This window comes from Acidovorax sp. (assembly GCF_016783915.1).
Lineage (GTDB): Bacteria > Pseudomonadota > Gammaproteobacteria > Burkholderiales > Burkholderiaceae_C > Acidovorax.
Window position 1 is genome coordinate 1 of sequence record NZ_JADHVT010000117.1, and the last position, 15303, is coordinate 15303.

General features: G+C 64.6%; 14 protein-coding genes. 7 read left to right on the forward strand and 7 right to left on the reverse strand.

Annotated elements, in window-relative coordinates; all coding sequences use genetic code 11:
* From pilV to ISS20_RS18135, 3 genes are all read right to left on the reverse strand, one after another.
* Positions 1 to 367, reverse strand: a 367-nt coding sequence (pilV, locus tag ISS20_RS18125) for a type IV pilus modification protein PilV (protein WP_291438323.1), incomplete at its 3' end; no start/stop codon positions are given.
* The gene (locus ISS20_RS18130; protein WP_366828454.1) at positions 355 to 975 is read right to left on the reverse strand and encodes a GspH/FimT family pseudopilin; all 621 of its coding nucleotides are present in this window, start codon (positions 973 to 975) and stop codon (positions 355 to 357) included. The genes ISS20_RS18130 and pilV, both read right to left, overlap by 13 nt.
* Positions 953 to 1507: a GspH/FimT family pseudopilin gene (locus ISS20_RS18135; protein ID WP_291438325.1), complete on the reverse strand. Its 555-nt coding sequence runs from the start codon at positions 1505 to 1507 to the stop codon at positions 953 to 955. The genes ISS20_RS18130 and ISS20_RS18135 overlap by 23 nt, the downstream gene beginning before the upstream one ends.
* Positions 1508 to 1949: 442 nt before the next feature.
* On the opposite strand from ISS20_RS18135, the gene clpB reads away from it, so the two are divergent.
* From clpB to ISS20_RS18150, 3 genes are all read left to right on the forward strand, one after another.
* Positions 1950 to 4556, forward strand: coding sequence for an ATP-dependent chaperone ClpB (clpB, locus tag ISS20_RS18140; RefSeq protein WP_291438326.1), 2607 nt, complete (start codon positions 1950 to 1952; stop codon positions 4554 to 4556).
* Between the two features lie 75 nt (positions 4557 to 4631).
* Positions 4632 to 4985, forward strand: coding sequence for a hypothetical protein (locus tag ISS20_RS18145; RefSeq protein WP_099730789.1), 354 nt, complete (start codon positions 4632 to 4634; stop codon positions 4983 to 4985).
* Between the two features lie 140 nt (positions 4986 to 5125).
* Positions 5126 to 6565 carry a coniferyl aldehyde dehydrogenase gene (locus tag ISS20_RS18150; protein WP_291438327.1) on the forward strand — a complete coding sequence of 480 codons (1440 nt, stop codon included), beginning with the start codon at positions 5126 to 5128 and terminating at the stop codon, positions 6563 to 6565.
* On the opposite strand, the gene ISS20_RS18155 is transcribed toward ISS20_RS18150, so the two are convergent.
* Together ISS20_RS18155 and ISS20_RS18160 are read right to left on the reverse strand one after the other, a co-directional pair.
* Positions 6537 to 8435: an ATP-binding protein gene (locus ISS20_RS18155; protein WP_291438328.1), complete on the reverse strand. Its 1899-nt coding sequence runs from the start codon at positions 8433 to 8435 to the stop codon at positions 6537 to 6539. The two genes, ISS20_RS18150 and ISS20_RS18155, sit on opposite strands and share 29 nt — an antisense overlap.
* Positions 8422 to 9057 carry a response regulator transcription factor gene (locus ISS20_RS18160; RefSeq protein WP_099730786.1) on the reverse strand — a complete coding sequence of 212 codons (636 nt, stop codon included), beginning with the start codon at positions 9055 to 9057 and terminating at the stop codon, positions 8422 to 8424. The genes ISS20_RS18155 and ISS20_RS18160 overlap by 14 nt, the downstream gene beginning before the upstream one ends.
* A 163-nt stretch (positions 9058 to 9220) precedes the next feature.
* On the opposite strand from ISS20_RS18160, the gene ISS20_RS18165 reads away from it, so the two are divergent.
* The 3 genes from ISS20_RS18165 (at position 9221) to ISS20_RS18175 (ending at position 11857) form a co-directional block, all read left to right on the forward strand.
* Positions 9221 to 9826 (forward strand): hypothetical protein, encoded by a 606-nt coding sequence (locus ISS20_RS18165; protein ID WP_291438329.1) that lies wholly within the window; start codon positions 9221 to 9223, stop codon positions 9824 to 9826.
* Positions 9827 to 9994: 168 nt separating this feature from the next.
* Complete coding sequence (locus ISS20_RS18170) at positions 9995 to 10516, forward strand: GNAT family N-acetyltransferase (protein WP_056065189.1); 522 nt, start codon at positions 9995 to 9997, stop codon at positions 10514 to 10516.
* A gap of 174 nt (positions 10517 to 10690) precedes the next feature.
* A complete protein-coding gene (locus tag ISS20_RS18175; RefSeq protein ID WP_291438330.1) occupies positions 10691 to 11857 on the forward strand; it encodes a class I SAM-dependent methyltransferase in 1167 nt (388 codons plus the stop codon).
* A 16-nt stretch (positions 11858 to 11873) separates the two neighbouring features.
* Here the strand turns inward: ISS20_RS18175 and ISS20_RS18180 are convergent, their stop codons facing one another.
* Positions 11874 to 12407 carry a hypothetical protein gene (locus ISS20_RS18180; RefSeq protein WP_056064929.1) on the reverse strand — a complete coding sequence of 178 codons (534 nt, stop codon included), beginning with the start codon at positions 12405 to 12407 and terminating at the stop codon, positions 11874 to 11876.
* Between the two features lie 269 nt (positions 12408 to 12676).
* Between ISS20_RS18180 and ISS20_RS18185 the strand changes: the two genes are divergently transcribed.
* Complete coding sequence (locus ISS20_RS18185; protein WP_291438331.1) at positions 12677 to 13654, forward strand: tRNA-dihydrouridine synthase; 978 nt, start codon at positions 12677 to 12679, stop codon at positions 13652 to 13654.
* Between the two features lie 20 nt (positions 13655 to 13674).
* Here ISS20_RS18185 and ISS20_RS18190 read toward each other — a convergent pair.
* A partial coding sequence (locus ISS20_RS18190; protein WP_291438332.1) for a phospholipase D family protein occupies positions 13675 to 15303 on the reverse strand: 1629 nt, incomplete at its 5' end.

Below are 15303 nucleotides of genomic sequence, written 5' to 3' on the forward strand. Positions count from 1 at the left end.
CTTTGCCTAAAGGGAGGTTCTCTCGTACACCCCTTTTCCAGACGGCCAAGTCATAGGCTGCTAATTGCGCTTGGTCGCAACCGGTAGTGCAGCTACCGACCGTGGGGGTTGCAGCGAAATTGGAAACATAGGAGTTAAGGTTTGCTAGTGCGCTGGGATTGGTTTTCATGCGCTCACCCAAATCTTCGATCAGCCGTATGGCCTGTGCACGACGCACTGAGGTGGATGTGTCTGAGAGTGTGCGCATTTGAACGCCAAGAATGCCCAAAATGCCCAGCGCCATCACAACAATGGCAACGAGAGATTCGATCAGGCTGATACCACGCTGAATTTTGACAAAGGGGGTGAAAGAACTTAATTGGGACATGGAATGGCTTCCGGGGGGAGTATGCGAATGCGTCCGCCTGAGCTCATACAGACGCCGCGTGCACCTGGGTGGGCAGTACTTTTGTCCAGCGGCACCAAACTGAAACCTGGCCAAGTCCCGTCGACTAAACCCCATCGGTTGAGTTTGATGCTGTTACCGCCGCCGGTACGGGTGACTTGTACCCGAGCGGGTGTTTCGACGCGCTGGAGCACAGGCTCTGTGTTGCCACAGGCTCCATTACTGTTGGTATCTAGGCAAATGATCCAACCGCAATCCCAATCGCGGTTTCCAGTGGCGGTCGTGCAGCCGTTAGTATTATTTGGCAATTTTTGTATTGCTACTTGACCGCCGCGCTTGATGGCCTCAGAGCGCGCCATTAGCAAAGATGACCGCAGTGATTCAGTTGCATCGCGCACTCGCCAGCTCTCTATCATCAGAGTGAACGAAGGAGTCGCCAAACCTGCAAGCACTGCCATGATGCCCAAGGCGACCATTAACTCTATGGCAGTAAACCCTCCAGCACGAAGGAGGAGGCTTCGGGACACTAGACAAGTGTGGATTTTCATGAATTGATTAGGGCCCACATCATGCTGGGCAGGCCGCTCCATGCTTGACTTGGATGATGCGTCCACTCGCGCTGGCGCACAACCGTATCGCAGCAGTATCAGTTTGGGATTTACCTTCTGGGTAAACCAAAAAATTCATCGCAACCGCGGCGGCACCGCTGCTTTCTGCAAGCATTCCCCAACGGTCTGCATAGACGACTGTTTTGTTATTGCTCTGAGTTATGGAGACTCTTGTCGGAGCTGCATGGATTCGTATGTCTGTCACAGCCCCGTTCTGGGTATGAATTACCTTCCAGCCGACATTCCAGCCACCAGTTGCATCTATGGTGACACCTCCGCCGCGTTTGATCGCCTCAGAACGGGCTAGATACAAACTGGAAGTCAGTGCTTCGGCTGCGTCGCGCACGCGCCATCTTTCCATCAAGGGTGTGAAGCTGGGACCCGCCAGGGCGGCCAAAACGGCGATGATCATGATCACTACCATGAGTTCAATGGCGGTGAATCCCTGTTGCCCTGCGGGAGGATAGGTTTTTACCGGCGTGCAGGCTGTGTGGCAGCGTGTCAATGCATACATGTTGACATGGTATGAAAGTCGCGGGGGGTAGCCAAGGAGTCCATGACAAGTGGGCTTGAGGCTGGGATGAGCGGCATCATTCTGAGACCATGCCCAGTCATGCAGCATTGCTTTGAGCGTATGCGCGTTTTTTTGTGGTGATGCAGATATGCTTTATTTACAGTCTTTTCCCTAACTAGGACACATGGCAAAGTACAGGGGCTGACGGCATTAATAAGTTCCTAGAAGCGGCTATGGGCAATGGGTGTTTTTTTGGCTGTTGGTCGATTGCCGCCCCCGCTGAGGGTGAATGGCGGTAATAGGCCTGGGTAACAGTGAAGTTGCCTGAGCATGGTCGTAATGTGTAGCACCTGGCTGATACATATCAATCATCCACCGACGCACTGTCTTGAAATCAGGCTCCCCTTGCCTCAAGTTCAATGCAACTCGGAGGACATAGACCATGCGTCTCGACAAATTCACCACCAAATTCCAGGAAGCCTTGAGCGATGCACAGAGCATTGCACTAGGCAATGACCACGCCTACATCGAGCCGGTACATGTGCTGCAGGCCATGCTGCAACAGGACGATGGCCCGAAGGCGCTGCTGCAGCGTGCGGGCGCCAATGTGCCCGGCCTGCTGGCGGGGGCCGAGGCGGCGGTTAAGCGCCTGCCTCAGGTGGAGGGCAACGACCAGGTACAAGGCGGCCCTGAGCTGGGGCGTGTGCTCCAGGCCACCGAGAAAGAGGCCATCAAGCGCGGTGACCAGTTCATCGCCAGCGAGCTGTTTTTGCTCGCCGTGATCGATAGCAAGGGCGAAGCCGCCAAGATCGCCAAGGACAACGGCCTCACGCGCAAGAGCCTGGAGGCTGCCATCGACGCCGTGCGCGGCGGGCAGAAGATGGACAGTGCAGAGGCCGAAGGCCAGCGCGGTGCTCTGGCCAAGTACTGCCTGGATCTCACCGAGCGCGCTCGTCTTGGCAAGCTGGACCCCGTGATTGGCCGCGACGACGAAATCCGCCGTGCCATCCAGGTGCTGCAGCGCCGCACCAAGAACAACCCCGTGCTGATCGGCGAACCCGGCGTGGGCAAGACCGCCATCGTAGAAGGCCTGGCCCAGCGCATTGTGGCGGGCGAAGTACCCGAGAGCCTCAAGGGCAAGCGCGTGCTCAGCCTCGACATGGCTGCGCTGCTTGCGGGTGCCAAGTTCCGGGGCGAGTTTGAAGAGCGCCTGAAAAGCGTGCTCAACGAACTGGCCAAGGACGAAGGTCAGACCATCGTCTTTATCGACGAGCTGCACACCATGGTGGGCGCGGGCAAGGGCGAGGGCGCGATGGACGCGGGCAACATGCTCAAGCCCGCGCTGGCGCGCGGCGAGCTGCACTGCGTGGGGGCCACCACACTCGACGAATACCGCAAGTACATCGAAAAGGATGCAGCACTGGAGCGGCGCTTCCAGAAGATCCTGGTCGGCGAGCCCACCGTGGAGGCGACCATTGCCATCCTCCGCGGTCTGCAGGAAAAATATGAGGTCCACCACGGCGTGGACATTACCGACCCAGCGATCGTCGCTGCGGCCGAGCTGAGTAATCGCTACATCACGGATCGCTTCCTGCCGGACAAGGCGATCGACTTGATCGATGAGGCCGCGTCCAAGATCAAGATCGAGATGGACTCCAAGCCTGAGGTGATGGATAAGCTCGACCGCCGCCTGATTCAGCTGCAGATTGAGCGCGAAGCGGTGCGCCGCGAGAAGGACGAGTCCTCACAAAAGCGCTTTGCGCTCATCGAGGAGGAGATCACCAAGCTGCAAAAGGAAATCGCCGACTACGACGAGATCTGGCAGTCTGAAAAGGCCCAGGCGCAAGGTAGCGCTCATGTGCGCGAGGCCATCGACAAGCTCAAGTTTCAGATCGAGGAATTCACTCGCAAAGGTGACTTCAACAAGGTGGCCGAGCTGCAATACGGCAAACTGCCTGAGCTGGAAAAGCAGTTGAAGGAAGCCCAAGCGCAAGAGGCTGGCAAGGACGGCGCGCCCGCCACGCGCCGCCTGCTGCGCACGCAGGTGGGCGCTGAAGAAATCGCTGAAGTGGTGAGTCGCGCTACGGGCATTCCCGTGGCCAAGATGATGCAGGGCGAAAAAGACAAGCTCCTGCAGATGGAGTCCAAGCTGCACGAGCGTGTGGTGGGCCAGCAAGAGGCGATTGCCGCAGTGGCCAATGCGATTCGCCGTTCGCGCTCAGGGCTGAGTGACCCCAATCGGCCCACCGGATCGTTCCTGTTCCTCGGCCCCACGGGCGTGGGCAAGACCGAGCTGTGCAAGGCGCTCGCGGGCTTCCTGTTTGACAGCGAAGACCACCTGATCCGTGTCGACATGAGCGAGTTCATGGAGAAACACTCGGTGGCCCGTCTGATCGGTGCGCCGCCCGGCTATGTGGGCTACGAGGAGGGCGGCTACCTGACCGAGGCCGTGCGCCGCAAGCCCTACAGCGTGTTGCTGCTCGACGAGGTGGAGAAGGCCCACCCCGACGTCTTCAACGTGTTGCTGCAGGTGCTGGACGACGGCCGCCTGACCGACGGCCAGGGCCGCACCGTGGACTTCAAGAACACGGTGATCGTGATGACGAGCAACATCGGCTCGCATCTGATCCAGGCCATGGTGGGGCAGGATTCGGAAGACATCAAGGAAGCCGTCTGGGGTGAACTCAAGAACCACTTCCGGCCTGAGTTCCTCAATCGCATCGATGAGACCGTGGTGTTCCATGCGCTGGATGCCCAGCACATTGCCTCGATTGCCAAGATCCAGTTGCAGCTGTTGCAATCCCGGTTGGCGAAGATGGATTTGGAGTTGCAGGTGTCCGACGCTGCCTTGGCAGAATTGGCCAAGGTGGGGTTCGACCCCGTGTTTGGCGCACGGCCGCTCAAGCGGGCGATCCAGCAGCGCATAGAGAATCCGCTGTCCAAGCTGTTGCTGGAAGGGCGATTCCCGCCCAAGAGTGTGATTCCGGTCACCGTCAACCCTGTCCTGGAGCCTGGTGTGTTCCAGTTCGGAGTCGTCCCGCAAGATTGATGTGGGCTCGGGAGGCGGTTGCGGTGTGATTCAGCACCCCAATCTGCATCCCAAGTTGTGAAGGAGAGGTGTCGTTTGAATGATTTTGTTGCGGGTGTCGTGAGCTTTCTGTTGCGTCTGGTCGTCATTGCCATGGGGTTGGTCCTGTTTGCCAGCCTTTTGGTCGCGGCCATGTTGCTTGCGCTGGTGTGGGTGCTGCGTGCAGGCTGGGCGCGCCTGACAGGACGACCGGTGACTCCGTGGGTGATGGGTGTGGACCCACGCACAGGCTTCAGCACGGTCTTTCGGTCTACGCAGCGGTGGTCTGCTGGCCGCCGCGGCAATAGTGCACCTGAAGGCGCCAGTGAAGACGCCGCCGCATCGCGCCGTGGCGGCATCCTGCCGGGGGCGGCACAGGTCACAGACGTAGAAGCACGCGAAGTGCGTTGATGCGGCGGCCGCTGCACTTTGGCTGCCACCAACCTCATCTCATGAGAGTCCCGCGGTACGAGCGTAAGCCAACGGGCATCAACCCTAGGGCGTCTGCCTTTTTGTGACGCGCCCATCGGGGTGTCTCCTATCATCCATCCATGACACCAGCCGATATCCGCGCACATTTCGATCTTCAGTTCCAGGCCAGCCGTGCGCACGTGGACGTGCCGCTGCTCGTGCGGCGAGAGCGTTTGCTGCGCTTGCGCAAGTTGCTCGATGAGAATGGGCCTGTGCTCGCGGCGGCCGTGCAGGCCGACTTTGGCATGCGGTCACCCCGCCTCACGGAGGTGGCAGACTTCTTGGTGCTGCGCACCTTGCTGTCGCACACGCTGCGCCACTTGGCAAAGTGGGTCAAGCCCCGAAAGGTGCATACGCCGATTCACCTTCAGCCGGCCCACGCCTTCATCCAGCGCCAGCCCATGGGGGTGGTGGGGGTGATTGCACCGTGGAATTACCCGGTGCAACTGGCCCTGGCACCCGCCATCACCGCGCTGGCAGCGGGCAACCGCGTGATGCTCAAGCCCAGCGAGTTGACGCCCCATACCTCGGCCCAATTGGCGCTACTGGTGGCGCAGTTCTTTGCCCCCGACGAATTCTGTGTGGTGCAGGGAGACGCCAACCTGTCCGCCTTGTTTGCCTCGTTGCCTTTCGATCATCTGGTGTTCACAGGCTCCACGGCGGTGGGCCGCAAGGTGGCGCAGGCGGCAGCGCAGAACCTGACACCCACCACGCTGGAACTGGGGGGCAAGTCGCCCTGCATCATCGACGGCCATTGCGACATGCAGGACGCAGCACTCAAGATTGCGCACGGCAAGCTGCTCAACGCAGGGCAGACCTGCATTGCCCCTGATTACGTGTTGTTGCCGCGCGGCCGTGAGGGCGAATTTGCGCAGGCTTACCGGGCTGCGGTGGTGCGCCTGTTTCCCACCATCGAGGGCAACGCCGATTACGCTTCCATCATCACGCCACGCCACCATGCCCGCCTGCGCACGATGCTGCAGCAGGCGCAAACACAAGGGGCAGAGGTGCACACGATCGACCCTACCGACGGCAAACCTATGGTGCCCACCGTGGGGACGCTGGGCGACGGTGCAAGCCGCCAGATGCTGCCCACGCTGGTGTTTGGTGCCACGTCGCAAATGCAGCTCATGCAGGAGGAAATTTTTGGCCCCATCCTGCCCGTGATCTCGTATGAGCGCCTGGACGATGCCATTGCCCACATCAACAGCGGGCCCCGCCCGCTGGCGCTTTATTGGTTTGGCCAGAGCGAGGCCGTGCGCGACGACGTGTTGCGCCGCACCGTGAGCGGCGGGGTGACGGTGAACGACACGCTGATGCACATTGCGCACGATAACCTGCCGTTTGGCGGCGTGGGCGACAGTGGCTGGGGCGCTTACCACGGCGAGCAGGGGTTCCTGCGCTTCTGCCACCAGAAGTCGGTGCTGGTGCAGTCGCGCTGGGCCATGGGCTCGCTGTTTTATCCGCCCTATGGGGCCAAGTTCGACCAGGTCATGGGGCTGCTGCGCCGCTGGTTGTAGTGCTTTGTGTGAGTTGCCCGGGTGCTGTCTGACCGTCTTCCGGTTCGTCGTCCACCCTGGCAGCAGGCAGCGGCGGCTGGGTGATGAGCTGCACCATCGCATCGCGCAGCTGGCCGGTGGACACCGGCTTGTGCAGCAGCAACGCGGAGGTGGACTGCGCGTCGCGCAGGCGCTGGGGCGAGGTGTCACCCGTCATGATGATCGCGGGCACGTTGGTTCCCAGGTAGGCTCGCAGCGCCTGCAGTACCTGTTTGCCGGTTTCTTCATGGCGCAGACGGAAGTCGGTGATGATGATGTCGGGCGTCACGTCCTCCAGGACTTCCAGGGCGTCTGCGCTGGATTCTGCCGTCATGCACTGGCAGCCCCAGCTTTGCAGCAATGATTGCATGCCCAGGCGCACGGCCTCGTCATCGTCGATGGCCAGCACCTTCAGGCCTACCAGGCTGCGGCCGTCCTGGGGTGTGGTGGCATCGTCCTCCAGCGCACCTTGCCAGCGGTCAAGCCACAGCCTGAAGACAGACCCTTTGCCAGGCTGCGAGCGCAACTCCACGGAGGTCCGCATTTCACGCGCCAGGCGCTGCACGATGGCCAGGCCCAGGCCCAGGCCTTTGCGGCGGTCGCGCTCCGGGTTACCGAGCTGGTGGAACTCCTTGAAGATGTGTTCCCACTGGTGCTCGGGGATACCCGCCCCGGTGTCCCACACCTCCAGCGCCAGCCGTTTTCCACGCGTGCGGCAGGCAATCAGTACACCGCCCTGGGCGGTGTAGCGCAGGGCGTTGGAGATGAAGTTGTGCATCACCAGGCCGACCAGGGAGCGGTCGGCAAACGCGGCGGCAGAGGTCTCGCGGGTGCGGTACACCAGGCCGGCCGTGTCGGCCTGCACGCCAAACTCCTGCTCCAGCGCGGTGAGCAGGGGCTGCACCGCAAACGCGGCTGGCCGCACCTTGACCACGCCGGCCTCCAGCCGGGAGTAGTCGAGCAAGGTGGTGAGCATCTCGGCCGCAGCGCCAGACGCGGCATGTGCGTGTTTCAGCACGGTGCGCTGGTGGTCATTGAGCGGGCTGCGGTGCAGCGATTCCAGAAACAGACCCATGGCATGCAAGGGCTGGCGCAGGTCATGGCTGGCAGCCGCGAGAAAGCGGGATTTGTCGCGGTCGGCCTGCTCGGCGGCCTCCTGTGCCGCCAGGGCCCGCTGCGATTCGGCCCGCAGCTGGCTGACCAGGCGTTCGTTTTCCAGCTTGAGCGCAATGCTGCGCCTTGTGGCACGGTCGGCCGTGCGTGCCTGCAGGCAGGTCAGCGCGTAATACACCCCGGTCAGGAACAGCGCAGGCCACATCACGGGCCCGCCCGCCAGCGCCACTGACAGCATCACGCCGCCGATGGCGCTGGTGAGGTAGGTGACGTAGGCCCGGTACAGTGGCGCGCCGAGCCCGAGCGCTCCCGACGAGACGGTGCTGATGATGCCGATGGCGTAGATGACGCTGTCGGAGTTGCCCCAGTACAGCACCACATAGCCCAGGCTGCCCCAGCTCAGGCCCATGGCCGCCATGCAGGCGATGAGCTTGCGCGCGGCCTGCGGCGCCGGGTCCACAAACGGTGCAATGCTGCGCAGCGCGAGGTACACCCCGGCCACCACCAGCGTGTGCGAGACCAGCCATACGGTGATGGCCTGCGTGTCTGCCACGCGGGCCATGACCCAGAGCGTGCCCAGGGCCGTGGCCAGCGATGCCAGCAGCGTCATCGGAAAGTTCTGTCGCAGCAGGGCTACCTGTTCGCGCAGGACCTCGTCGCGCTCCCACACCGGCCAGCCCCAGCGTGTGGGTGGTATCACCGGTTCGAGGGGCAGCGGACTGGTTTCAGAGGGGGTCATGAAGCTGCGGGGTGGACAGGCCCAGGCGCTGGGCCGCCAGCAGCGCAGCGCTGCGGCTGTTGACGCCCAGCTGCGCAAAGATGGCCGCCACATGCACACGCACCGTGTTCTCGCTCAGCCCCAGGTCGCGGGCGATCACCTTGTTGGGCCTGCCCGTGCACAGCAGCGACAGCACATCCAGCTGCCGTGCCGTGAGGGATGGCGTGTCGGGCCCCCGCACCGTGGCGCTGTTGCCGCTGTTGATCGGAAAACACGGCTGGCCTGACAGCGCGCAGCTGATGGCCTCCAGGATGTCCTCGGCGCTGGCGGACTTGGGCAAAAAGCCATCGGCCCCCCGCGCGCGCGCTTCGTGGATGGCATCGGGTGCCACGCTGGCCGACACCAGAACGATGCGCGCCCGGGGGCACGCCTGTCGCAGCAGCCGCAGGCCGTCCAGCCCGCTCATGCCGGGCAACTGGATGTCCAGCAGGACCAGGTCGATCTCGGCCTGCTGCAGTGCGCAGGCATCGGCGATCGATCCGGCCTCGGCAATGCTGCCCACGCTGGGGTGGTCCTGCACGATCAGGCGTAGCCCCGTGCGGAACAGGGTGTGGTCATCCACAAGCAAAAGACGGGCAGTCATACAGGCAAGTATTGCGCACAACCGGGTGTTGCGGGCTAGTCCATTTGTGCGATGGACGCACGGATGTGCACTTTCTAGACTTTCCGTCAAGCATTGAAAAGCACTTTGGGTGCGCACCAATGCGCAAACCTTCGTAACCACTCTCCGTTTTCAAAGGGTTCCCATGACGATCAATGCACACACCCATGGCGCCAGCACCTCCGCAGCAGGCCTGCACCACAGCGAACGACGACCCGCGGCCAGCCCCGGCGCAGCCCATGCGGGCACCGGCCTGGGGGGCAACAGCGTGGCGCTCATCGTGCAGGAGCACTGCCCCGACATGCTGGCGGCAGCCGGCGTGGTGATCGAGCACCTGGACGCCCAGGCTGGCACCTGGCAGTTCTCGGCCGACGCTGGGCAGACCTGGCGCGGCATCCGCACCGACCTGATCAACCGGCCGGGCAACCTGGGCCTGGCGCTGGACCGCGACGCGCGCCTGCGGGTGCTGCCCTTTGGCGGCCACCGGGTGACGGGGGCACGGGTGGCGTTCCATACGGTGCAGCGCAGCCATGGCCAGGGCAACGGCAGCTACCGCGCGTATGCCAGCGAAGACCGCGATGGCGGTTCGCGCACCGTCACACTGGTGCGCAGCCTCGCGGCCATCAACGGCGCCCCACCGGCAGTGCATGTGCCCCGCCCCCGCAACAAGCGCGCGATGGTGCAGCGCGCAGCAGCAGCGGCCACTGCGGCTGCGGGCAGCGCCTTGTCGGGCGCCATGGTCATGGCCTGAGGGTTGGCTGCGGGCCCCTGCGAATGCGGGGCGTGGGGGGGCGAAAAGCGAGGCAGAGAGGCGTGACCGACAGGGATGCGCTACCCGCCTGTCAGGGTGGAAAAACCGTTTGCGGCGACAATGCCGGTCCTTTTGTTTTTTCATTCCCCGTTTTCGTTCGGTTTTTTCATGTCAAGTATCCAGGTTCGTCCCGCTACGCTTCGCGATGCCAAAGCCATCGCCCAGATCCACACTGTCTCTGCCCAAGAGGCTTACAAAGGACTGGTGCCAGACGAGCAGTTGAAATCCATGTCGGTCGAAAAGCGCCAGGCCTACTGGCGCGAGGCCATTGAATATTGCGAGCCCCAGGTCCAGGTGGCGGTCGATGGCGAGAAGATCGTCGGTTTTGTCGGCTACGACCGCTCGCGCGATGAAAAGTCCCGCCCCACCACTGGTGAAATCTGGGCCATCTACGCGGCCCCCACCCATTGGAACCAGGGCGTAGGCCTGGCCCTGTGGGACGCCGCCCGTGACGGCCTGCAAGAAGAAGGCTGCACCAACGTCACCGCCTGGGTGCCGCTGCGCAATGAGCGCGCGCTGCGCTTTCATGAGCTGGCCGGCTTCAAGCGCGAGCTGTCCACTGCCAAGACCGCCGTGATCGGCGGCGTGAAGATCGAAGAAGTGCGCCTGAAGCGCCCGATCAACGCATAAAGTGCGACGACACCCCCCTGCGTCGCTGCGCTCGTTCCCTCCGCTCTGGCTTCGCTGCGCTGCGCGGGTAGGGGGACGATGCCTTCGCTGCAGGGCGGCCCTTGCTCGGCATCCCCGGCCTGCCGCGCGCCTGTTTCCCATACTACGGACTGTGCGCGGCACTGTCAGACTCTGATGCCAACAAATCCTTCCACCATCCACTGGACCCACCAGGGCCAGCCCCAGCAAGCCCTGTGGCGCTCCGAGAGTGGCGCCTCAGCGCCGCGCCGGGTAGAGGGGGCTGACGACACGCTGGCCGCCGACACGGCTTACCGCATGGCCTGTGAGGGGACGGGGTTGCTGTGGCAGGGTGATTTCCAGAACGCGCGGCACCTGCTGCAAGCGCTGATGCGCCGGGCCGACAAGAAGCCCCGCAAGGCGGCTGCAAAAGCGTCCCAGAAACTGGCGGCGGCCACGGCGGCCGAAGCGTTTCACCTGCATCGCCAGGCACAAGCGCAGCGCGCGCGGGTGCTGGCATCGGTGCTGATTCCGCTGGAGGGGGACTACAGCATTGCGCTGCGTCGCGCGCCCGACTGGCGCCAGGCCTGCACAGAGGCCTGGGGGCCTGCGACCGGCGAGCGCTCTGTGGCCACGCTGCGCGAGCTGCTGGGGCTGGTGGGCGCGCATGAGTGGCGCAAGAAAGGGGTCGAAATCCCTGCGCTGGGTGCCCCGCCGCTCAACCGCATTCACCCGCACTATGGTGTGTTCTCGCCGGTGCGTGGCGAATACGTGGGGCTGGTAGCAGCAGCACCTTTGCCTAGCAAGGCCCTGGCGTTTGATATTGGCGTGGGCACGGGGGTGTTGTCGGCCGTGCTGGCACGCCGTGGCGTGCAGCGCGTGGTGGCCACCGACCAGGATCCCCGGGCACTGGCCTGTGCGCGCGAGAACCTGCAGCGCCTGCAGCTGCTCGACCGTGTCGAGTTGCAGCAAGCGGACCTGTTTCCACCGGGCCGGGCGCCGCTGGTGGTGTGCAACCCCCCCTGGGTGCCGGCGCGCGCCAACTCGCCCATCGAACACGCCGTGTACGACGAAGGCAGCCGCATGCTCAAGGGCTTTCTGGCGGGTTTGTCGGCACACCTGGAGCCCGGCGGCGAGGGCTGGCTGATCCTGTCGGACCTGGCCGAGCACCTGGGCCTGCGCCCGCGCGAACATCTGCTGGCCTGGATTGCCGAGGCGGGCCTGGTGGTGCGTGGCCGCCACGACGTCAAGCCGGTGCATGCCAAGGCTGCCGACGCGCAGGATGCGCTGCACGCTGCGCGTGCGGCCGAGGTCACGTCTCTGTGGCGGCTTGCTGCGGCCTGAACCCGCACAGACCGGCTCAATCCAGCAGCGCGGGCTGCGTAGTGGCAAAGTTTTCAGCCACCGGGCTGGCTGGCAGCAACTGGTCCAGCCGCTCACGCAGGCTGGCGGCACGCTCGGCGCCTGCAGCGAGTGCCACTTCTTCAAACATGGCTTCGCCCACGTCCAGCATGCTGGTGCGGTCCTTGGCAGCGCGCAGCGCCTCGCGGAAATGCTGTGCCAGCACGGGGTCGCGGCGCGCAAACAGGCGCTCGCAGGTGTCAAACAGGTACATGCGCGCACCGGCCAGCGACCGCAGGGACTCACCCGGTGCCGGGCGCTCGATGGAGGGGGCGGTGGGCTCCGGCGTGGGCGGCAGGTCTGCCGGCCCGGTCAGGTAGCCCTGGCGCATCAGGTTCTCGACAATCTGCGCGCCAATGCCGTTGTACATGGCTTGCAGGTCTGACAGCGGTTTGCCGTCGGCCAGCAGGAGCAGGGAGCGTTCGCGCAGGCTCAGGGTGCGCACGCCAGGGGAGAGTTCCAGGCGGGCTTTGTCGGTTTTTTGCAGCAGCATGGGGTGTCTCCGTGGCGGTCGGTCTCTGGAGCGACGATTCCACCAGCCGGGCGTGACGCCGTGATGACCCCTTGGGATGTCCTGCATCACAATCGTGGGCTGGCTGGCGCTGCCTCAAGCGCCGCATGCCTGCGCAATTGCTCCTTATTTGATAGCTGATTGGGCATATTGCACTAGCGCTTGGTGCTGTTTTTTTTGATTTTTGCTGCTGAGTGCCTGTGGAGGCTCTTTTTTCGGAGAGGGCTCATCGAGCCAGCAGTCCCCCTGAGATGAACTTGCTGCTCGCCCCGATGGAGGGGCTTCTGGATTTTGTGCTGCGCGATGTGCTGACCCGCGTGGGCGGCGTGGACCGCTGCGTGTCGGAGTTCATCCGCGTCACCGGCACCCTGCTGCCCGACAAGGTGTTCCTGCGCTACGTGCCCGAGCTGCGCAACGGCAGCCGTACCTTGGCCGGGGTGCCCGTGCGGGCCCAGTTGCTGGGCTCAGACCCGGTCAGCATGGCCGAAAACGCGGCGCGCCTGGCGGCGCTGGGCCCCGAGGGGATCGACCTGAACTTCGGCTGCCCCGCCAAGGTGGTCAACCGCCACGGCGGTGGCGCGGCGCTGCTGCAGGAGCCTGAGCGCATTGTGGCCGTGGTGGCTGCGGTACGCCGCGCCGTACCGGCTCACCTGCCGGTGTCGGCCAAGATGCGCCTGGGTTTCAACGACACCCACCTGATGCGTGAATGTGCCCAGGCCATGCAGGCAGGGGGCGCTGCCGAGCTGGTGGTGCACGCGCGCACCAAGGCCGACGGTTACCGCCCACCGGCCTACTGGGAGCACATCCCCACCATCCGCGCGGCGGTCTCCATCCCGGTGGTGGCCAATGGCGAGATCTGGACGGTGGCCGACGCGCAGCGCTGCCGTGAAGTGTCGGGCTGCGACGCGCTGATGCTGGGCCGAGGCATCGTGGCGGACCCTGGTCTTGCACGCGCCATTCGCGCCGCAGATGCTGGGCGGCCGGACACGGACACCGTGGTGTGGGCCGATCTCGTGCCACACCTGGCCGCCTTCTGGCAGCTGGTGTGCGACGACCTGGAGCCGCGCCAGCGCGCGGGGCGCCTCAAGCAATGGCTTAACCTGCTGCGCCGCCGGTTTGCCGAGGCCGAGGTGGCGTACCAGCATGTGCGCACCATGACGGACCAGCGGGCGATCACCGTGTGGGTGGCGGACTTGCAAGCGCAAGCCCAGAGCGCCCACGGCGCTTAGGACAGGGTCTCAGGCCGCTGCTACAGCAGGTGGTCGGGCGCCAGGGGGCCCAGCAGCTGCAGCATCAGCCGCAGCGGGGCACTGGCGTCGGGCTCGGTCGTGGCGTCTGGCAGCCCGCTGCCCTCGGGGGCGCGCCAGCGCAGGCCCTGGTCGGTGGCCTGCACCTGCCACGCGGATTCTTTCAGCGCCGTGTCGATCTGAGTGAGGGCGCGGCGAGACAGCTCCGTGCTGCGGATCAGCAGCGCCACCTCGGTGTTCTGCCGCTGCGAGCGCATGTCCAGGTTCATCGACCCCACTGCCAGCAGTCGGCCGTCCACGATCATCAGCTTGGAGTGCAGCATGGCGCGCGAGCTGCCTTGCGAACCCACGGCACCCGCGCCGCCGCCCATGCTGCCCGATACGCCCAGCGCTCCCCGCAGCACCCCTGGCAGTTCGCTGTGCATCTCGTACAGCTCCACCCCCATGGCAAGCAGCTGTGGCCGGTGGCGGGCATAGCCGGCATGCGCAATGGGCGCGTCGTTGGAGGCCAGCGAATTGGTCAGCACCCGCACCCGCACGCCGCGCGCCCTCGCCGCCGCAAAGGCGGCCTCCATGTCCGGCCCCGGCACAAAGTAGGGCGAGATGATGAGCAGGTCGCGCCGCGCTTGGCCCATGAGCTGCAACAGCCCGTCCACCACGGTGTCGGTTTGGGCCTCGGTGGCTTCGGGGCTCGCGCGGGGGCTGTCGGGTGGCGCGCCGTTGGAAGATGCGGTGGCGCTATCGGCCGTCGGCAGCACGCGGGGTGGGGAGGCTGCCGCGCTGTCGGCCGCCGGTATCGTGCGGGAGCCCGAGACCAAGGCGGCAGCAGCGGCCTTGGGGCTGGGGGTCGCCCCTGCGGTGGCGCTGGCGCCTGGGCCCGGCGGCGGTGCTGCCAAGGCCAGAGCAGCCCCATTGCCCATCCCTGCGCTGTCGGCCGGGATCTTGGCAGGCTGGTCCACCAGCACGGCCGCCGCAGCCCAGACTAAGGGCGTGCGCTCCAGGTCCATGGGCTCGTAGTTCCAGATGCGTGCGCGCTGCGCAGCGGTGCTGCCTGGCCCCATGTCGGGCGGCAGGCGGTCTGGGGCGTTGGTGCCACCCTGGCCTGCGACACGGCGTCTGCGCCCTTCGTCGGCCACACGGATGCTGTCGCGCAGGTGGTCAAGCTCGCCCTGTGTGATGAGCGACTGCACCGGGTAGGCGCGCTCGTTGTTCCAGTAGCTGTCAAAGCTGCGCGACAGGTCCCGCACGATGGGGCCTGCAGCCAGCACGTCCAGGTCCACAAAGTTGCCCGAGTCGGCATTGCCGAAATAGGCATCACCCAGGTTGCGGCCCCCGGTCACAGCCATGGCGTTGTCGGCAACGAACAGCTTGTTGTGCATGCGCTGCTGCACGCGCGAGAAGTCGCCCAGCAGGCCCAGCATGCGACCAATGGGAGACCCCCTTGCGCCCGTGAGGGGGTTGAACATGCGCATCTCGATGTTGGGCACAAACGCCAGCCGCATCACCTGCGCATCACGCCCGGTGCTGTGGAAGTCGTCCAGCAGCACGCGCACGCGCACGCCGCGCTGGGCTGCTGCCACCACGCTGAGAAGCAGGCGCTCGCTGCTGGCGTCTGCGTGGATTGCGTAGTA